Raw genomic sequence first — 17653 nt, forward strand, 5'->3', positions numbered from 1 at the left:
TTCGCCTCTCTCACCCGTAACACTTTGTGCTATCGAGACGCAACGCTCGGTGAAGCGGGAGATTTGCGTCATGGACAACGGAAGCCTCCCGCTTCAACTCCTTTGATTTACCGGCCTATCCCGACGCCGTCTAGTGATTCAACACAGCCCTCTACACGTAACGCGACTTTTGCGTTCAAATCCAACTACAGAACTCGTGCTACTCCCGAACCCCGCTCAGCTATGCCCCGACACCGGAACCGGCTCGTAGGGCTCCTCGAGGTAGGCGATATCCGAGGCCGACAACGAGATCTCGAGGGCCTCGACGGCCTGCTCTAAGTGTTCGACGCTCGTGGTGCCGATGATCGGCGCGTCGACCCACTCCTTGTGGAGGAGCCACGCGAGCGCGATCTGGGCCATCGTGGCGCCCTCCTGGGCCGCGATTTCGGCGACGCGCTCGTTTACCTCCCGTCCGCCACCCTCGCGGTAGGGGTGGTCGTACATGTGCTCCTCCGCCTCGCCGCGTTTCGTCGCGTCGATCTCCTCGTGGGGGCGGGTAAGGTAGCCCCGCGCGAGCGGCGACCACGGCATCACGCCGACGTCCTCCCGCTCGCAGAAGGGCAGCATCTCGCGTTCCTCCTCGCGGTAGACGAGGTTGTAGTGGTTCTGCATCGTCGCGAAGCGCTCGAGGCCCAGTCGATCGCTCGTGTGTAAGGCGTCGGCGAACTGGTGGGTCCACATCGAGGAGGCGCCGACGTAGCGGGCGTGACCCCGGCGGACGGCATCGTCGAGGGCTCGCATCGTCGTCTCGATCGGCGTGTCGTAATCCCAGCGGTGGATCTGGTAGAGGTCGATCGTCTCCATCCCCAGCCGTTCGCGGCTGGCCGAAAGCTCCTGCTCGATCGCCTTTCGGGAGAGACCGCCGGAGTTCGGGTCGTCCTCGCGCATCTGGAAGTAGCCCTTCGTCGCGACGACGGACTCCTCCCGGCGTCCCTCGAGCGCGTTCCCGAGAATGCGCTCGGATTCGCCCTTCGAGTACATGTTGGCCGTGTCGAAGAAGTTGATCCCGAGATCGATCGCGCGGTCGATGATCTCGTGGCTCTCTTCCTCTTCGAGAACCCACTCGCGCCAGTCGCTCGAGCCGAAGCTCATACAGCCCAGACAGAGCCGGCTGACCTCCATCCCGGTCGAACCGAGGGTGGTGTACTCCATGGCGGGCCGTACTCAGCGGGACGGCAAAACAGTACGTGGACCGGCAAACGCGAACGCACCGCCTTGCAGTGCTTTTTTGCTTCGACAGTTGACGGGAAATCGCTGCTGAATACGGGGAACAATACAGCAAACCGACTTCGCCTGTTTCGAGTGACTGTCGACGAGTCAACCGATCGATGGATCCGTGTTGAGGGAGTACTGACCAGTGAGTAGCTTGCGAAAAACCGTTTTCACTCGCCGCCGAACGATGCGTCCGCGAGCAGTCGTCGGACGGCGGTGGCGGCGTCTTCGAACGCGTTCAGATCCATACTATCGGTCGTCATGATCGTTCCCACGTCGCCTTCGAGCACCCTGACGACGAATCCGTCCTCGTGAAACCGGACGGTAAACTCGTACGGCCCGATTCCCGTTCCGTCTTCCCGGCGAGTGATTGCCGTCCTGACCGGCACCTCCGCGAACCCGACCCGCTCGAGCTCGACGAGTTTCCCCTTGGCCGCCCGAGCGGTTTCCATCGAGCCGTAAAGCTCCTGACGAAGATAGAGTACGTCGAACGCGGACGGCGTAAAATACACGACGCTTCGGAGCGTGTCACCGAGGCTGGTACGCGCGGCGCTCACGAGGCCGGTCGCCACGTCGTCACTGATCGTCGTTCTGTGTTTTTCTGTGGTCATCGAACGCGTAGAGGTGGTATACCGTATCAAAGATTTCGCCTACAGCTACACGAACCCTCCGTTCGGACCCCGTATGTTATAGTAGCCACTGAAAGCCGGTGCGCACCCGATCGCACGGCGGCTATGCGCTCAGTGTGCAAACCGTTTCAGTTGTTACTATACTCCCGATGCTGGACGGTACGTACAAACGGTTACGAGCACCCGGATCGGGCCTCGTCGAGGTGGAATACACCGGATTTCTGTTCGTTCTACAGCCATCGAACTCAGACGACGCCTCGGAACAACGCGCCCAGCGCGGGCAGTCCGAGCGCGCTCGCGACCGTAAGGTAGATCGCCGGCGTCATCTCGAGGACGCGCCAGACCGACTCCCCGAGCCCGACCGCGAACGCCACCAAAACGAGAACGCCGAAGCCGAGGGCGCCGGCGAGCCCGCGCCGCACCGTCGGCGAGACGAATCCGACGAGCGCGCCGGCGACGACGAGCCCGAACCAGTGGAATCGGGCGAGGACCAGCCCGATCGGAACGACGACGAGGACGGCGATCCAGTGGGCCCGCGGTTCGGTGCGAACGCGCTCGAGCGCGGCGTCGATTCCGGGGTCGCCGCTCGCGTCCTCGTCGCTCCGATCGATCGCGGTCACGGCGTCCCCTCCTCGAAGACGACGTCGGGCTCGCCCTCGAGCGTCCGATCCATCGGCGTCTGGTCGTTCGCGAGCCAGCCCTCGAGCTGGTCGGCGTAGTGATCGGAGAAGTAGTCGCCCGAGTTCCCGCCGGGAAGCACCGCCGTCGCTTCGCCGCCGGGCTCGACGACCATCCGCCAGCTCGAGCCGACCGCCGACTCGACGCGGTAGTTCTTCACCGTCGCCCGCGACCCGTCGGCCGGCAGCTCGGGGTAGTTCAGGAACGGCGCCTCGGCGCCGAAGGGGTGGTCGATCGCGCGCGTCGAGTTCCAGTCGCCGTAGGTCTTCCACCCCGCCTCGTCGATCTCGGCGAGGGCGTCCTCGAGGGCCGCGACCATCGTCTCGGTCCGGGAGCGCTCCGCGAAGCGGGGGCTGTCGGCGGGAAGCGTCGCGATCACCCAGTCGTCGGGGTAGTACGACTCGTCGAGACCCGCCTCCTCGAACGCGGGTTCGACGACCAGCTCGCGGAAGCGGTCCATCCAGCGGGCGAAGAGGAGCGCACCCCGGGAGTCGGCGTCCATCCCGTACTCCCAGTCGGCGAGGGTCTCGCGGGCGTCCTCGAGGAGCGGGTCGCTCCCGCCGTCGGATTCGGCCTCGTCCTCGACTCGCCCCTCGAGGGCCTCGAGCAGCTCCGGCACCAGCCGTTCGGCCCGCCCGTCGCGGGTGTCGTTCTGTAGCTCCCGGTGGAACTCGAGGTCGGTCGGTTCGCCCGACGCGATCCGTTCGTCGAGGCGGTCGTAGATCCGGGCACCCCGGTAGGGGGTCGCGTACGCGACGCCGATATAGTGGTCGGGGTCGTCGACGACCCGCTGGTTCGCCGTCGCGAGGACGTCGGGGTCGATCGCGTGGGGTTTCGCTTCGAAGGGGACGAACCCCTCCCAAGACGACTCGCCGAACGGCTCGAACCCCTCCCACTCGCCCTCGCCCGCGGAGCCGTCGAAGATCCGGTTACCCGAGACGACCTCGCCGTCTACCTCGCGGATCGGGAGCTTCCCCGTCGCGTAGTACAGCGTCCGCCCGTCGGCGTCGGCGTAGACGAGGTTCTGGGTCGGCAGGTCGAACTTCCGGGTGGCCTCGAGCAAGTCCTCGAGCCCGTCGCTGCGCTCGTACTCGTAGATCGCCTCCGTCGTTCGGGTCGCGGTGTGGCCCGTCCAGGCGACGCCGACCGTTCGGCCCTCCCGTTCCAGCACCGGTCCGTGGACGGTCTTTCTGACCTCGAGGGGCCGATCGTCGCCGCCAGCGACGGCGATCTCTCGCTCCTCGCGATCGAACTCGCGCCACTCCCCGTCGTAGCGGTAGCGCTCGCCGCCGTCGTCGATCTCGTAGGTGTAACAGTCCAGCACGTCCGCGCCGACGTTCGTAAACGACCACGCTCCCCGGTCGTTCGCGCCGGCGATGACGAACGGCACCCCCGGAAAGGTCGCGCCCCGAACGGAAGTCTCGGGGGTCTCGACGTGCTGTTCGTACCACAGCGGCGGCGCCATCAGCGTCAGGTGGGGGTCGTAGGCGACGATCGGCAGTCCGCTCTCGGTGTGCTCGCCCGAGACGACCCAGCTGTTCGAGCCGACGCCGGGCGGGGACTCGAACCGCGAGAGCCAGTCGGTCAGGGCGGTCCCGACGGCGTCCGCGCCGGCGACGGAGCCGACGTCCGCGTCATCCTCGAGGGTCCCCGCCTCGAGGGACTCCCGGAGGATCGGGACGTCGTGGTCCAGTCGCTCGGGGAACAGCTCCGCGAGGACGTCCTCGCCGAGTCGGTCGGCGACCAGCGCGCGGCGGAGCTCGCCGAAGTTCCCCGTCAGGTTCCAGGAGATCTGTTTTTCCATCAGCATCGAGTCGACGGGCGTCCAGGGCTCGGGCTCGTACCCCAGCAGCTCGAACTCGAGGGGCAGCCCCTCGCGCTCGATCGCCGCGTTGACGCCGTCGGCGTAGGCCTCGACGAGCGGTCCCGCGGGCGTCTCCGCGACGTGCTCCCAGGTCGCCTCGGCCGCGCCCGCAAAGTCCATCGCGACGTGGAACTCGTCGTCCTCGAGGGTTCCCTCGCCGGCCAGTTCCGACACCCGCCCGCGCATGACCCGTCGCTGCAGGTCGAGCTGGGCGAGCCGATCGAACGCCTGGACGTAGCCGACGGCGAAGTACGCCGCGGGCTCGGCGTCGGCGTCGATACTGGGGACGCCGTCCTCGTCGTAGCGCACCGTCGCCTCCCCGTGGGAACTCGCGACGCGGTCCGAGATCGACCTGTCGGCCGCGTCCCAGGCGGTTCCCGACAGCGGCGCAAACTGGCCGAGCAGCTCTCGAGCCCCGCTCAGCGTGAGCCCGCCGACGCCGGCGGCGAGCGCGCCCGCGAGGACGGCGCGTCGGGTGTGATCGCCCATCACGGATCGACGGTTCGTGTCGACACACATAACTGTCCGGTTCGAAACCCGAACGAACCGCGGTCGTCGGCGGATCGACGCCGAGGACTCGGACGGCAGAACGTCCTTACCGCTGGCTCGCGACGTTGGTGTATGACACGGCTGCAGTTCGCATCGGACGGACGGCGACTCGAGGCCTCCCACGTCCTCGCCGTCCCGCCCGAGGACGCCTGGGACCTGCTCGTCGACGTCCGGCGATGGCCGGAGTGGTCGCCGATCGTCGACGGCGTCGACGCGACCGACGCCCGCGTTCGGACGGGGACGACCGGACGGATCCGCGCGCTTGGTGCCCGGCTCCCCTTCGAGGTGATCGACCGCACCGATCGCCGCTGGACGTGGCGCGTCGCGGGGCTGTCGGGAACGGGCCACAGGGTGGACGCCCTCGCCGAGAACCGCTGTCGAGTGGTCTTCGAACTTCCGCCGACCGCCGTCGGTTACGCGCCCGTCTGTCTGCGGGCCCTCGAGCGCATCGAGTCGGTGCTCGAGGACGGGGACGAGCGGCCGTGACGTCGCGTCGCGGTATCCTCGAGTTAGCTGGTACGGATCCGAACCCCTATACTGCGGGGCCGCGTACGAAACGACGATGGCAACCCCGCAATCGCAGAACTCGATCGAACGACAGGAGGAGGCCTGTCCGGTCGTCGCGTCGATCGAACAGATCGGCTCCCAGTGGCGACTCGCGGTCCTCCACACGCTGCTGGAGGGCGAACACCGCTTCAACGAACTCAAACGCGAGACCGGGGCCAACGCCCGCACCCTCTCGCGGGTCCTCGACGACCTGGGCGAGACGGGCTTCGTCGAACGTCGCCTCGAGGAGGACGCGCCGATCGCGACCTACTACAGCCTGACCGAGAAAGGCGAGTCGCTCGAACCGGTCTTCGAGGAGATCTCCTGCTGGGCCGACAGCTGGCTCGAGGGCGAGGCCGTCGACGCGTAGCTCACTCGTCGGTCTCGAGTTCGACCAGCTGGAGCGATCGGTCGAGGTGACAGACGTCGTGGGGCGGATCGCCGACGATCGTCCGGACCCGGTACTCCTCGTCGAACTCGACGCCGTCGGGCTCGCAGTACTCGTGGCTCGGACACTCGACGTACGGGCACGGGCCCTGGAGGCTCGCCTTGCTGCCGGCGAACGCGCCCTTCGAGGGAACGTTCGCGCGCACGGGAACGGGTTCGACCTCGACGGCGCGGACCCCCTCGTCGTGCATCGCGCACTCGAGGGTCTGTGCGTTCTCGCGGACCGACGTGACGCGGTATCTGGTGTCGAGCGAGAGGTTGAGACACTGGCTGCGGTACGGACAGCCCGCACAGCCGTCGGCCTCGCCCTCGTAGACGAACTCGGTTCCCGGCTCGGCCAGACGGGAGCCGATGAGGGTGACGGTGGACATACCGATCGGTAGTCGCGGACGGCGGTTAAGCCTCACGTCCGCGTCCGGACGACCGATCGTCGGCGTCGCCGACGAGCTCGTCGAGCCGTTCGAAGTACGCCTCGCGGGGAACCTGGTACGGGTCCCGGTAGTCGATCTCGCCGTCGTCGAACCGGCGGGCGAGCTCGACGGCGCGCTCCAGGCCCTCGGCGCGCGTCTCGAACCGATCGGGGTCGTCCAGGGAGACGTCGGGCTCGAAGTAGAAGGTCACGAACCAGTCGGTCGCGCCCGCCCGGTCCGTCGGGTTGGCGCCCGGTCTGCGCGTTCGTCTCCCGTGTGTCAGATACAGCGTCGGCATGCAGGCCGGGGAAAACTCCTCGCCGTCGAAGACGTCGGATCGATACGCGAGCACGACCCGCCCGTCGTCCCCGGCCGACCAGACCTCCCAGGCCTCGGGCAGCGACTCGAGTTCGCTCATACCGGCGGTACGAGCGATCGCCGTAAATGATCGTCGTCCGGGAGACCTCGTCGTCGCCGTGAACGTTCGCGCGCCGTCGTCCCCGTCAGTCGCAAGGACAGCTGTTATGCCGACACCGCCTTACCTTGGTAAGTGGTATCGTCGACCACCCATACTTTCCAACGACTCTATACGGAAACCATCTACTGGTAAATACCTTTTGGGGCTAAGCTTAAGTAGATGGATTACTCACTCATTAAATACTATCGGTATCCGATCGGCGGACCGATCCACTTCGCGCCCGTCCCCGGCGCGCCGCCGTCCGAGACCGAAACGGCGGTCCTCGGCGGCGAGGGGTGGTGATAGCTCACACATGCCACGACGAACCGCCGCCGTTCACACCGGTTCGCGCCCTCCGCACGCCGCGTCGCGGAGCGGTTCGACCGCGAGGCGTCGAACGGACTCGAGACGGCGGATAGCGGTGGTCCGGCTGCACGACGGTACGGGTTGGTCGAACGACGTCCATTCCGAGACGACCGACGGGGGAGACCGAAACTGGCAATGATACCATGAACGGTGACATCGAGACGCTCGAAAAGCTCAGTACGGATTACAAGGAATCGATGCCCGCGGACCTGCGGGAGACCAAGTCCTTCGGCTGGTACCTCGAGGAGTGTTACAGGGATCCGAAGATCGCGCGCAACGCCCACCAGCGGGTCGCGGACATGTTCGACTACTACGGCACCACCTACGACGAGACCGAGGGCGTCGTGGAGTACAAACTCGCCTCCGAGGACCCGCTCGGCGACGGCGAGAACACCTTCTACGGGAAGGTGATCCACCAGTCGATCCACGAGTTCGTCAACAAGGTGAAATCGGGCGCTCGCCGACTCGGTCCGGAGCGACGGATCAAGCTCCTGCTCGGCCCGGTGGGGTCGGGGAAGTCCCACTTCGACAAACAGGTGCGCAAGTACTTCGAGGACTACACGCTGCGCGAGGAGGGGCGGATGTACACGTTCCGCTGGACGAACCTCTGTGACGTCGTTCAGGATCAGGACCCGGCCGACGACGTCGTCCGCTCGCCGATGAACCAGGATCCGCTGGTCCTCCTGCCCCTGGAGCAGCGCCAGCGGGTGATCGACGACCTGAACGAGGGGCTCGAGGCGCCCTACACCATCCAGAACGAGCAGGCGCTGGATCCCGAAAGCGAGTTCTACATGGACAAGCTGCTGGCGTACTACGAGGACGACCTCCAGCAGGTCCTCGAGAACCACGTCGAGGTGATCCGGCTGGTCGCCGACGAGAACAAGCGCCAGGCGCTGGAGACGTTCGAGCCCAAGGACAAGAAAAACCAGGACGAGACCGAACTCACGGGCGACGTCAACTACTCGAAGATCGCCATCTACGGCGAGTCGGACCCGCGTGCGTTCGACTACTCCGGGGCGTTCTGTAACGCCAACCGCGGGGTGTTCTCCGGCGAGGAACTGCTCAAACTCCAGCGGGAGTTCCTCTACGACTTCCTGCATGCCACCCAGGAGCAGACGATCAAACCCAAGAGCAACCCGCGGATCGACATCGACCAGGTGATCGTCGGGCGGACGAACATGCCCGAGTACAAGGACAAGAAGGGCGACGAGAAGATGGAGGCGTTCAACGACCGCACCAAGCGCATCGACTTCCCGTACGTCCTCAGCTACGAGGACGAGGCCCAGATCTACGAGAAGATGCTGCACAACGCCGACGTTCCCGATATCAACGTCGAGCCCCACACCCTCGAGATGGCGGGGCTGTTCGGCGTGCTCACCCGGATCGAGGAGCCCGACACCGAGACCGTCGACCTGCTCTCGAAGGCCAAGGCGTACAACGGCGAGATCGACGAGGGCGACGACATCGACGTCAAGAAGCTCCGCGAGGAGGCAGAGGGGAAAGCCGAGATCGGCGAGGGGATGGTCGGCGTCTCGCCCCGTTTCATCGGCGACGAGATCGCCGAGGCGATCATGGACAGCAAGCACCGCTCGCGCGGGTTCCTCTCGCCGCTGACGGTGTTCAACTTCTTCGAGGAGAACTTAGAGCACCACGGCTCGATCCCCGAGGACAACTTCGAGACGTACTACCGCTACCTCGAGACGGTCCGCGAGGAGTACCGCGAGCGGGCCATCGAGGACGTCCGCCACGCCTTAGCCTACGACATCGACGAGATCCAGCGCCAGGGCGAGAAGTACATGGACCACGTGATGGCCTACATCGACGACGACACGATCGAGGACGAGCTCACGGGCCGCGAGCAAGAACCCGACGAAACCTTCCTGCGGGGCGTCGAGGAGAAACTCGACATTCCCGAGGACCGCAAGGAGTCGTTCCGCCAGGAGGTCTCGAACTGGGTCTCCCGGCGGGCCCGCGAGGGCGAGGCCTTCAACCCCCAGGACAACGAGCGGCTGCGCCGCGCCCTGGAACGCAAGCTCTGGGAGGACAAGAAGCACAACATCAACTTCTCCGCGCTGGTCAGCGCCAACGAGTTCGACGACGACGAGCGCTCGGCCTGGATCGACGCGCTGATGGAACAGGGCTACTCCGAGGAGGGGGCCAAGGAAGTGCTCGAGTTCGCCGGCGCGGAGGTCGCCAAAGCCGAGATGGAAGACTAACATGACCGAACGCGACTACGTCAGCGCGGCCGACCGCACCCTCGAGGAGACCTACGAGGAGCCGATGGGTCTCGAGACCTACGTCGACCGGGTCTTCGAGAACCCGACGATCGCCTCCCACGCCTCGAAGTACCTGCTCGAGGCGATCGAGGCGGCCGGCACTCGCACCGTGGTCGAGGAGGGCGAGGAGAAAGAGCGCTACCGCTTCTTCGACGACCCGCACAACGACGGCGAGCACGCGATTCTGGGCAACACCGAGGTCCTGAATCGGTTCGTCGACGACCTCCGAGCGATCGCCGCGGGGCGGGCGAAAGACGAGAAGATCATCTGGTTCGAGGGGCCCACGGCGACGGGCAAGTCCGAACTCAAACGCTGTCTGGTCAACGGGCTGCGCGAGTACTCCAAGACGCCCGAGGGTCGGCGCTACACCGTCGAGTGGAACGTCACCACCGCCGACGTCGAGGAGCGCGGGCTAAGCTACGGCGCCGATCCGACGACGACCGACGACAGCCACTGGTACGAGAGTCCGGTCCAGGCCCACCCGTTGTCGGTGTTTCCCGACGCGGTTCGGGAGGCGCTGCTCGAGGAGTTGAACGACGGCCTCGAGGACCACGTCCCCGTCCGGGTCGACGCCGAGCTCGATCCGTTCTCCCGGGAGGCCTACGACTACCTCGAGGAGCACTACCGCCGCGAGGGGAAAGACGAGCTGTTCTCGGCGATCGCCGACGAGCAGCACCTCCGCGTGAAAAACTACGTCGTCGACGTCGGCCAGGGCGTCGGCGTCCTCCACAGCGAGGACGACGGTCGGCCCAAGGAGCGACTCGTCGGCTCGTGGATGCACGGGATGCTCCAGGAGCTGGACTCCAGAGGGCGGAAGAACCCGCAGGCGTTCAGCTACGACGGCGTCCTCTCGCAGGGCAACGGCGTCCTCTCGATCGTCGAGGACGCGGCCCAGCACGCCGACCTGCTCCAGAAGCTGTTGAACGTCCCCGACGAACAGTCGGTGAAACTCGACCAGGGGATCGGGATGGACCTCGATACCCAGATGCTGATCATCTCGAACCCCGATCTGGAGGCCCAGCTCAACCAGCACGCCGATCGCAACGGGATGGACCCGCTGAAGGCGCTCAAACGCCGGCTCGACCGCCACCAGTTCGGCTACCTGACGAACCTGAGCCTCGAGACGGAGCTGATCCGCCGGGAGCTGACCGCGGAGACGTCGGTTTGGGAGGCGGAGAACTACCTCGATCTGGCCGATCGCATCCGCGAGCCGGTGACGGCGACGGTCAAGGACCGCGACGGCGACCCCCGACGGCGGGAGTTCGCCCCGCACGCGATCGAGGCCGCGGCGCTGTACGCGGTCGTCACTCGGCTCGACGAGGAGGATCTCCCCAACGGGTTAGACCTCGTCGACAAGGCCCTGATCTTCGATCAGGGCTACCTCCAGGAGGGCGACACCCGCCGCGAGAAAGAGGAGTTCGACTTCGCCGACGACGGCGACGACGGCGACGGCGGGATCCCCGTCACCTACACGCGGGACACCCTCGCCGAGTTGCTCCAGACCGACCGCGATCGCCACCACGCCGACCTGGCCGTCGAGGACGTCGTCATGCCCCGGGACGTGCTCAACGCGATGGCCGAGGGGCTCTCCGAGGCGCCGGTGTTCTCGGCGGGCGAGCGCTCGGAGTTCGAAAACCGGGTCGTCCCGGTGAAGAACTACGTCTTCGACCGACAGGAGAGCGACGTCATCGAGGCGATCATGCACGAGAAACGCGTCGACGAGGAGACCGTCGCCGAGTACGTCGAGCACGTCTACGCCTGGGAAACGGACGAGCCCCTGCAAAACGAACGGGGCGAGCGCGTCGAGCCGGACCCGCTGAAGATGAAGCTGTTCGAGGTCGAGCACCTCGGACGCTTCTCGGAGGCCGAGTACGAGGGCAACGAGCCCCGGGAGAGCGTCCGCGACTTCCGGCGCGAGAAGGTGATCACGTCGCTGAACCGTCACGCGTGGGAACACCGCGACGAGGACTTCTCGGTCCAGGACGTCGACCTCACCGCGATCCCGGTGATCAAGTCAGTCCTCGAGAGCCACGACTGGGACGACGTCGAGCGGACCTTCGAGGACTTCGACCCGCGCCAGTGGGACGATCCGCCCGGCGGCACGGAGACCGACTCGATCAAGCGGCGAACGATCGCGACGATGGTCGACCGCTTCGACTACTCCGAGGCGTCGGCCGAACTGACCAGCAGGCACGTCATGGGACAGGTGAGCTACCGATGGGACTGAGAGACGACCTCGAGCGGTTCCGGGAGGTGGGCGAACAGCGCCGCGAGGACCTGGCGGATTTCATCAAGTACGGCGACCTCGCGGGCGGGCGCGGACGGATCCAGATCCCCGTCAAAATCGTCTCGCTGCCGGAGTTCGAGTACGATCAGCGCGACCAGGGCGGGGTCGGCCAGGGCGACGGCGACACGCCCGACGTCGGGCAACCGGTCGGCCAGCCCCAGCCCCAGCCGGGCGACGGCGACGACGACGGCGACGGCGACGAGCCCGGCGAGGACGGCGGCGACCACGAGTACTACGAGATGGACCCCGCGGAGTTCGCCCAGGAGTTAGACGAGGAGCTGGGGCTCGATCTCGAGCCGAAGGGCAAGAAGGTCGTCGAGGAGAAGGAGGGTCCGTTCACCGACCTCACGCGCACCGGTCCCGACAGTACGCTCGACTTCGAGCGGATGTTCAAGGAGGGGTTAAAGCGCAAGCTCGCGATGGACTTCGACGAGGAGTTTCTGCGGGAGGTCTGCAAGGTCGAAGGCTTCGGCCCCCGGGACGTCTTCGAGTGGGCCCGCGGCGAGAGCATCCCGGTGTCGATGGCCTGGATCGAAGACGCCTACAACGACGTTCCGCCGGCCGAACGCGGCGCGTGGGCCTCGACCGAGGAACTCGAGGACGAGGTCGAACGGGAAAGCGTCCAGCAGAAGATCCGCCGGGAGGGGATCAAACACGTCCCGTTCCGCCGGGAGGACGAGCGCTACCGCCACCCCGAGATCATCGAGGAGAAAGAGAAGAACGTCGTCGTCGTGAACATCAGGGACGTCTCGGGCTCGATGCGCGAGAAGAAACGCGAGCTCGTCGAGCGGACGTTCACGCCGCTGGACTGGTATCTCACGGGCAAGTACGACAACGCCGAGTTCGTCTACATCGCCCACGACGCCGAGGCCTGGGAGGTCGAGCGCGAGGAGTTCTTCGGCATTCGCTCCGGCGGCGGGACGAAGATCTCGAGCGANCCCTCGCGCCATCAGAGATGTGTATAAGAGACAGCCCCTGGAGCGACTGGAACCGCTACGTCTTCGCGGCGGGCGACTCCGAGAACTCCTCGAACGACACCGAGGAGCGGGTGATCCCGCTGATGGATTCGATTCCGGCGAACCTCCACGCCTACGTGGAGACCCAGCCGTCGGGCAACGCGATCAACGCGACCCACGCCGAGGAGCTCGAACGGCACTTCGGGACCGACGACGAGGACGTCGCGGTGGCGTACGTCAACGGCGCCGACGACGTGACCGACGCGATCTACGAGATCCTCAGCACGGAGGGAGAGACGGATGAGTGACGTGACGAAAACCGGTGATTTGCATGAGTAACTCGAACTCCAACGCCGACAGATTCCGCAAGCAGGCGATCGCGACCGACCTCGAGGAGCCCGTGACCGAGGCCCGGAACCTCGCCCGGAAGCTCGGCCTCGGGCCGTACCCGGTCAACTACTGGATCGTCGACTACGACGAGATGAACGAGCTGATCGCCTACGGCGGGTTCCAGTCGCGGTACTCCCACTGGCGGTGGGGGATGCAGTACGACAAGCAACGAAAGCAGGGCCAGTACGGCGGCGGGAAGGCCTTCGAGATCGTCAACAACGACAACCCGGCCCACGCGTTCCTCCAGGAGTCGAACACGCTGGCCGACCAGAAGGCCGTCATCACCCACGTCGAGGCCCACTCCGACTTCTTCGCGAACAACGAGTGGTTCGGCCTCTTTACGAGCGGCCGCTCCGACGAGGGGGCGGTCGACGCCGCGGCGATGCTCGAACGCCACGCCCGGGCGATCGACGAGTACATGTCCGACCCCGAGATCGACCGGGCCGAGGTCGAGAAGTGGATCGACCACTGCCTCTCCCTGGAGGACAACATCGACCAACACCAGGTGTTCAGCCGACGGCTCGAGATCGACGGCCCCGCCGAGGAGATCGACGAGGACGTGGCCGCGAAGCTCGACGAGCTGGGACTCTCCGAGGAGATCAAAGGCGAGGTGTTCGACGAGGAGTGGCTCGAGAAACTCGAGGGCGAGGACGTCCCCTCGAACTTCCCCGAGGAACCCCAGAAGGACCTGCTCTCGTTCGTCCGCGAGCACGGCAAGCAGTACGACGAGGACGCCGAGCGGGCCGTCGAGATGGAGCCCTGGCAGCGGGACGTACTGGATATGATGCGGGCGGAGGCGTACTACTTCGCCGCCCAGAAGATGACGAAGGTGATGAACGAGGGGTGGGCCGCTTACTGGGAGTCGACGATGATGACCGACGAGGGGTTCGCCGGCGACGACGAGTTCGTCAACTACGCCGATCACATGGCGAAGGTGCTCGCCTCGGGCGGGCTCAACCCCTACAGCCTCGGACTGGAGCTGTGGGAGTACGTCGAGAACACGACGAACCGCCGGGAGGTCCTCGAGCGGTTGCTCCGGGTCGAGGGGATCACCTGGCGGAATCTGACCGACGTCGTCGACTTCGAGGCGGTGCTCGAGGTCCTCGAGCCGCCCGCGGCGCTGGCGAGCGTCGACGACGACGGGCTCGACGACCTCGCCGAGCTGCCCGAGGAGTGGGTCGACCGCGAGACGCTCGAGCGCGCCCGCGCGGGCGAGGTCGACGCGGAGAAATACCCCTGGAAGGTGCTCACCTACGAGGGGCTGGCTCGCCGGCACTACTCGCTGGTCAAGCGCCAGCACCGCGGCTTCCTCGCTCGCGTCAACCAGAACGAACTCGAGCGGATCGGTCGCTACCTCTTCGACGACGCCCGCTACGCCTCGGTCGAGGAGGCGCTGGCCGACGTCGACTTCACCGCGGGCTGGGACCGGATGTACGACGTCCGGGAGAGCCACAACGACGTCACGTTCTTAGACGAGTTCCTTACCCAGGAGTTCATCACGGAGAACAACTACTTCACCTACGAGCACTCCCAGGCGACGGGCCAGTTCCACGTCGCCAGCGACGCCGCCGAGGACGTCAAGAAGAAGCTCCTGTTGCAGTTTACCAACTTCGGGAAGCCGACGATCGCGGTCTACGACGGCAACTACGACAACGCCAACGAACTCCTGTTGGGCCACCAGTACAACGGCGTCGTGCTCGATCTGGGGCAGGCCCGCGAGACGCTCAGGCGGGTCTTCGAACTCTGGGGACGGCCCGTGAACCTGCTGACGATCGTCAAGGAGGTCGACGAACACGACGTCGAGGTCGCCAAGCGGCGCAACCGCGAGCCGGAACCCGAAGAGCGCGGAAAGCTCATCCGCTACGACGGCGACGAGGTGACGATCGAGGACGTCCCCTGGGAGGAGGTCGAACACCTCGCGGCAGACGACGTCGACTACGACACCAAACCCGAGGAGTGGCTCGCCTGAGAGCGCTCTCTCGAGCGGCGGACAGTCGTAACGCTTTTATTGATTTTCAGATATAGGGTAGACGAGATGGATCGGGATGGGGGACACGCAGTCGAGCAGCGACGGCGATCCGACTCGGTGGACCTGCCGCTGGTGCTCAGCCAGCTCGACGCGACGGATCCGGAGACCAGACTGGACGCGGTTCGACGGGTTCGCGACGGGATCGACGACGAGCCGAGCGCGTACACGCCGACGGTACCGAAGCTCCGGGAGCTGCTCGCCGAGCCCGGGTTCGAACTGCGCGAGGCGGTCGCGTACTCCCTGGCGGAGCTGGCCGTCGAGGCCCCGTCCGACGTCGCTCCGTCGGCCGACGCGATCGTCGCGGCCGCGGTCGACGACGAGCGAACGCCGGCGACGAGAGAGCTGTTGCGGAGTCTCGCCGCCGTGGCCGAGGAGCGGCCGACCGCAGTCGCCGAGCACGTCCCCGCGATCGTCGACGTGACCCGAGCCCGGGACGGCGACGTCCGGGGGATCAGAACGCTGGCACACGTCGCACGGGCGCGCCCGGAAGCCCTCGAGCCCGCCCTCCCGCTGCTGACCGAAACGGTGGCGCCCGAACCCGACGACGGGGCCGTCTCGGCGCTGTCCGCGCTGGGTCGTCTCGGGCGCTCGGAGGCCGACCTGTCCTCGCTGGCGTTCGTCGACCACGCCGTCGACCTCGCCGACTGCGACGACCCGAAGCTCCGGCGCAACGCGGTCGGCTGTCTGGCCGACGTCGCTCACCGACGGCCGGAGGCCGTCGAACCGGTCTGTCGGCGGATCCGCCCGGCCCTCGAGAGCGACGACCCCGAGACCCGCGCGAACGCGGCGGTGACGTTCGGCCGCGTCGCCGCGGCCGAACCGTCGGTCGTCGAGCCCGTGCGCTCGCGGCTGTTCGCGCTGCTCGAGGACGACCACCCGTACGTTCGCGCGAGCGCCTGCACCGCGCTCGGGCACGGGAACGTCACCGAGGCCCGCGAGCGGCTCTCGACGCTCGCGACCGGAGACCCCGAGTCGACCGTCCGTGACCGAGCGGCGTGGGCCTGTGGCAAGCTCTCATAGCGGTCTCGAACCGGATCGGCCCGCGGTCGGGTTCGCGGACGTCCGCCGCTCGAACGATCGGCTTCCGTTCGGCTGGCACCGGTGCCTCAGCGATTGTTTTCATAGATATATACTATATATTATAACTGAATGGTGTACAAGCTTATATGGTTGGGCTGTGCATACTGTCAGCATAGATTGAAGTTATGGAGAGCAAACAGTTCTCGGCCCGGAAGTCCACGGCGCTGGAACGGTCGACTCACGGGGTCGGCTCCGAGGAGAGCGTCCGGGTGTTGCTGATCGAGAACGATCCGGACGATGCTCGGCGAGCGCAGGAGGCGTTCGAGTCGGTTTCGACGGCCACGACGATCGAGGTTCGGACGGACGGCGAGGCGGCGCTTGCGTACCTCGAGGAGCGAGCCGACGGATCGAAGCCGGCCCCGGATCTCGTCTTGCTGGCGCTGGATCTGCCGGCGGTCGACGGGTTCGAGTTCCTCGAGGCGGTCCGCGGCGACGAGGCGCTGGTCCGGGTCCCGGTACTCGTGTTGACCGACTCGAGCGCCGCCGACGACGTCGCCGAGAGCTACCGGCGGGCCGCGAACGCCTACCTGGCGAAGCCGTCGGATCCCGGCGAGTTCGAGCGGGTCGCGAGCGCGATCGAGCAGTTCTGGTTTCGGCGGGTTTCGCTCCCTCCCCGCGAGTTCTGAACCGCGCTCGGGCGCTTCCGGCGGGGGATTGATCTACGTGGGCGTGGAGGGAGATGACATGCGTCCGCAAACGTCGTTCGAGGTCGATTTCACCGACACGGTCGCGATCGTCACCGGCGCGAGCGGGGCCCTGGGCAGCGCGGTCGTCGATCGCTTCCGGAGCGCCGGCGCGACCGTCTGCGCCGTCGACGTCGTCGAACCCGACGACGAGGACAGCCTGCTCGAGCCCGACGGCCGAACCCACTTCTACGGGACGGACCTGACGGACGAGGCGGCGGTCTCGGGGCTCGTCGACGAGGTGATCGACGACCACGGCCGACTCGACCACCTCTGTAACGTCGCGGGGACCTGGCGGGGCGGGCAGCCGATCGAGGACACCGACCTCGAGGAGTTCGAACTCCTGGTGGACGTCAACCTGAAGACGGCGTTTCTGGCCTCGAAACACGCCCTGCCCCACCTGCAGGAATCGGAGGGGTCGATCGTCAGTATCAGCGCTCGCTCGTCGCTCGAGGGCGGCGAGGGCGACGGCCCCTACCGGATCACCAAGGCGGGGATCAGGCTGCTCACGGAGACGCTGGCGGCCGAAAACGAGGGGGTCGTCCGGTCGAACTGCGTGATGCCCAGCGTGATCGACACCCCGATGAACCGGGAGATGATGCCCGACGCCGACCACGAGAAGTGGGTCGATCCGGGCGAGATCGCCGACGTGCTGGCGTTTCTCTGTAGCGACGGCGCCGCGGTAACGAGCGGCGCGGCGATCCCCGTCTACGGCGAGGCCTAGCGCGGTCGATCCCGAATCGCCGCTCCAGAGC

At 66.5% G+C, this 17653-nt stretch carries 15 protein-coding genes and 1 pseudogene; 10 read left to right on the plus strand and 6 right to left on the minus strand.

Going from position 1 to position 17653, the window contains the following annotated elements; translation table 11 throughout:
- Window positions 1-216: 216 nt before the first annotated feature.
- The 4 genes from C492_RS17355 to C492_RS17370 form a co-directional block, all read right to left on the minus strand.
- Complete coding sequence (locus tag C492_RS17355) at window positions 217-1191, minus strand: aldo/keto reductase (protein ID WP_008426028.1); 975 nt, start codon at window positions 1189-1191, stop codon at window positions 217-219.
- A 230-nt stretch (window positions 1192-1421) separates the two neighbouring features.
- Entirely contained in the window at window positions 1422-1862 is a 441-nt protein-coding gene (locus C492_RS17360) for a DUF7522 family protein (RefSeq protein WP_008426029.1), read from the minus strand.
- 263 nt (window positions 1863-2125) lie between these two features.
- Window positions 2126-2500: a hypothetical protein gene (locus C492_RS17365; RefSeq protein ID WP_008426031.1), complete on the minus strand. Its 375-nt coding sequence runs from the start codon at window positions 2498-2500 to the stop codon at window positions 2126-2128.
- Window positions 2497-4911, minus strand: coding sequence for a penicillin acylase family protein (locus tag C492_RS17370; RefSeq protein ID WP_049893171.1), 2415 nt, complete (start codon window positions 4909-4911; stop codon window positions 2497-2499). The genes C492_RS17365 and C492_RS17370 overlap by 4 nt, the downstream gene beginning before the upstream one ends.
- 132 nt (window positions 4912-5043) lie before the next feature.
- On the opposite strand from C492_RS17370, the gene C492_RS17375 reads away from it, so the two are divergent.
- Together C492_RS17375 and C492_RS17380 are read left to right on the plus strand one after the other, a co-directional pair.
- Window positions 5044-5457, plus strand: coding sequence for an SRPBCC family protein (locus tag C492_RS17375; protein ID WP_008426034.1), 414 nt, complete (start codon window positions 5044-5046; stop codon window positions 5455-5457).
- Window positions 5458-5533: 76 nt separating this feature from the next.
- The gene (locus C492_RS17380) at window positions 5534-5887 is read left to right on the plus strand and encodes a winged helix-turn-helix transcriptional regulator (protein ID WP_008426035.1); all 354 of its coding nucleotides are present in this window, start codon (window positions 5534-5536) and stop codon (window positions 5885-5887) included.
- Between the two features lies 1 nt (window position 5888).
- Here the strand turns inward: C492_RS17380 and C492_RS17385 are convergent, their stop codons facing one another.
- Together C492_RS17385 and C492_RS17390 are read right to left on the minus strand one after the other, a co-directional pair.
- Window positions 5889-6335: a UPF0179 family protein gene (locus C492_RS17385; RefSeq protein WP_008426036.1), complete on the minus strand. Its 447-nt coding sequence runs from the start codon at window positions 6333-6335 to the stop codon at window positions 5889-5891.
- Window positions 6336-6360: 25 nt separating this feature from the next.
- The gene (locus tag C492_RS17390) at window positions 6361-6792 is read right to left on the minus strand and encodes a DUF5820 family protein (protein WP_008426037.1); all 432 of its coding nucleotides are present in this window, start codon (window positions 6790-6792) and stop codon (window positions 6361-6363) included.
- A gap of 219 nt (window positions 6793-7011) precedes the next feature.
- Here C492_RS17390 and C492_RS25625 point away from each other — a divergent pair, with 219 nt between their 5' ends.
- The 8 genes and pseudogenes from C492_RS25625 to C492_RS17425 all read left to right on the plus strand — a co-directional run bounded on the left by C492_RS25625 (window position 7012) and on the right by C492_RS17425 (window position 17622).
- Window positions 7012-7134 carry a hypothetical protein gene (locus C492_RS25625; RefSeq protein ID WP_275040354.1) on the plus strand — a complete coding sequence of 41 codons (123 nt, stop codon included), beginning with the start codon at window positions 7012-7014 and terminating at the stop codon, window positions 7132-7134.
- A gap of 206 nt (window positions 7135-7340) precedes the next feature.
- A complete protein-coding gene (locus C492_RS17395) occupies window positions 7341-9413 on the plus strand; it encodes a PrkA family serine protein kinase (protein WP_008426038.1) in 2073 nt (690 codons plus the stop codon).
- Between the two features lies 1 nt (window position 9414).
- Complete coding sequence (locus C492_RS17400) at window positions 9415-11700, plus strand: PrkA family serine protein kinase (protein WP_008426039.1); 2286 nt, start codon at window positions 9415-9417, stop codon at window positions 11698-11700.
- Window positions 11691-13024 (plus strand): annotated as a pseudogene (locus C492_RS17405) (DUF444 family protein). Before C492_RS17400 ends, C492_RS17405 begins: the two are co-directional and overlap by 10 nt.
- Window positions 13025-13047: 23 nt before the next feature.
- Window positions 13048-15075, plus strand: a complete 2028-nt coding sequence (locus C492_RS17410) for a SpoVR family protein (protein ID WP_008426040.1) — start codon at window positions 13048-13050, stop codon at window positions 15073-15075.
- 66 nt (window positions 15076-15141) lie between these two features.
- Complete coding sequence (locus C492_RS17415) at window positions 15142-16155, plus strand: HEAT repeat domain-containing protein (protein ID WP_008426042.1); 1014 nt, start codon at window positions 15142-15144, stop codon at window positions 16153-16155.
- Window positions 16156-16340: 185 nt separating this feature from the next.
- Window positions 16341-16841 (plus strand): response regulator, encoded by a 501-nt coding sequence (locus C492_RS17420; RefSeq protein WP_008426044.1) that lies wholly within the window; start codon window positions 16341-16343, stop codon window positions 16839-16841.
- A gap of 58 nt (window positions 16842-16899) precedes the next feature.
- Entirely contained in the window at window positions 16900-17622 is a 723-nt protein-coding gene (locus tag C492_RS17425) for an SDR family oxidoreductase (RefSeq protein WP_008426046.1), read from the plus strand.
- Window positions 17623-17653: the final 31 nt, after the last annotated feature.

Origin of the sequence: Natronococcus jeotgali DSM 18795, assembly GCF_000337695.1 — an archaeon.
In the GTDB taxonomy this organism is placed as follows: Archaea; Halobacteriota; Halobacteria; order Halobacteriales; family Natrialbaceae; genus Natronococcus; species Natronococcus jeotgali.

What these genes read in the sequence shown, in the direction of transcription:
- C492_RS17355 (WP_008426028.1), bottom strand. Translation starts at nt 1,191, where the DNA reads ATGGAGTACACCACCCTCGGTTCGACCGGGATGGAGGTCAGCCGGCTC.
- C492_RS17360 (WP_008426029.1), bottom strand. Translation starts at nt 1,862, where the DNA reads ATGACCACAGAAAAACACAGAACGACGATCAGTGACGACGTGGCGACC.
- C492_RS17370 (WP_049893171.1), bottom strand. Translation starts at nt 4,911, where the DNA reads ATGGGCGATCACACCCGACGCGCCGTCCTCGCGGGCGCGCTCGCCGCC.
- C492_RS17375 (WP_008426034.1), top strand. Translation starts at nt 5,044, where the DNA reads ATGACACGGCTGCAGTTCGCATCGGACGGACGGCGACTCGAGGCCTCC.
- C492_RS17380 (WP_008426035.1), top strand. Translation starts at nt 5,534, where the DNA reads ATGGCAACCCCGCAATCGCAGAACTCGATCGAACGACAGGAGGAGGCC.
- C492_RS17385 (WP_008426036.1), bottom strand. Translation starts at nt 6,335, where the DNA reads ATGTCCACCGTCACCCTCATCGGCTCCCGTCTGGCCGAGCCGGGAACC.
- C492_RS17390 (WP_008426037.1), bottom strand. Translation starts at nt 6,792, where the DNA reads ATGAGCGAACTCGAGTCGCTGCCCGAGGCCTGGGAGGTCTGGTCGGCC.
- C492_RS25625 (WP_275040354.1), top strand. Translation starts at nt 7,012, where the DNA reads ATGGATTACTCACTCATTAAATACTATCGGTATCCGATCGGCGGACCG.
- C492_RS17395 (WP_008426038.1), top strand. Translation starts at nt 7,341, where the DNA reads ATGAACGGTGACATCGAGACGCTCGAAAAGCTCAGTACGGATTACAAG.
- C492_RS17400 (WP_008426039.1), top strand. Translation starts at nt 9,415, where the DNA reads ATGACCGAACGCGACTACGTCAGCGCGGCCGACCGCACCCTCGAGGAG.
- C492_RS17410 (WP_008426040.1), top strand. Translation starts at nt 13,048, where the DNA reads ATGAGTAACTCGAACTCCAACGCCGACAGATTCCGCAAGCAGGCGATC.
- C492_RS17415 (WP_008426042.1), top strand. Translation starts at nt 15,142, where the DNA reads ATGGATCGGGATGGGGGACACGCAGTCGAGCAGCGACGGCGATCCGAC.
- C492_RS17420 (WP_008426044.1), top strand. Translation starts at nt 16,341, where the DNA reads ATGGAGAGCAAACAGTTCTCGGCCCGGAAGTCCACGGCGCTGGAACGG.
- C492_RS17425 (WP_008426046.1), top strand. Translation starts at nt 16,900, where the DNA reads ATGCGTCCGCAAACGTCGTTCGAGGTCGATTTCACCGACACGGTCGCG.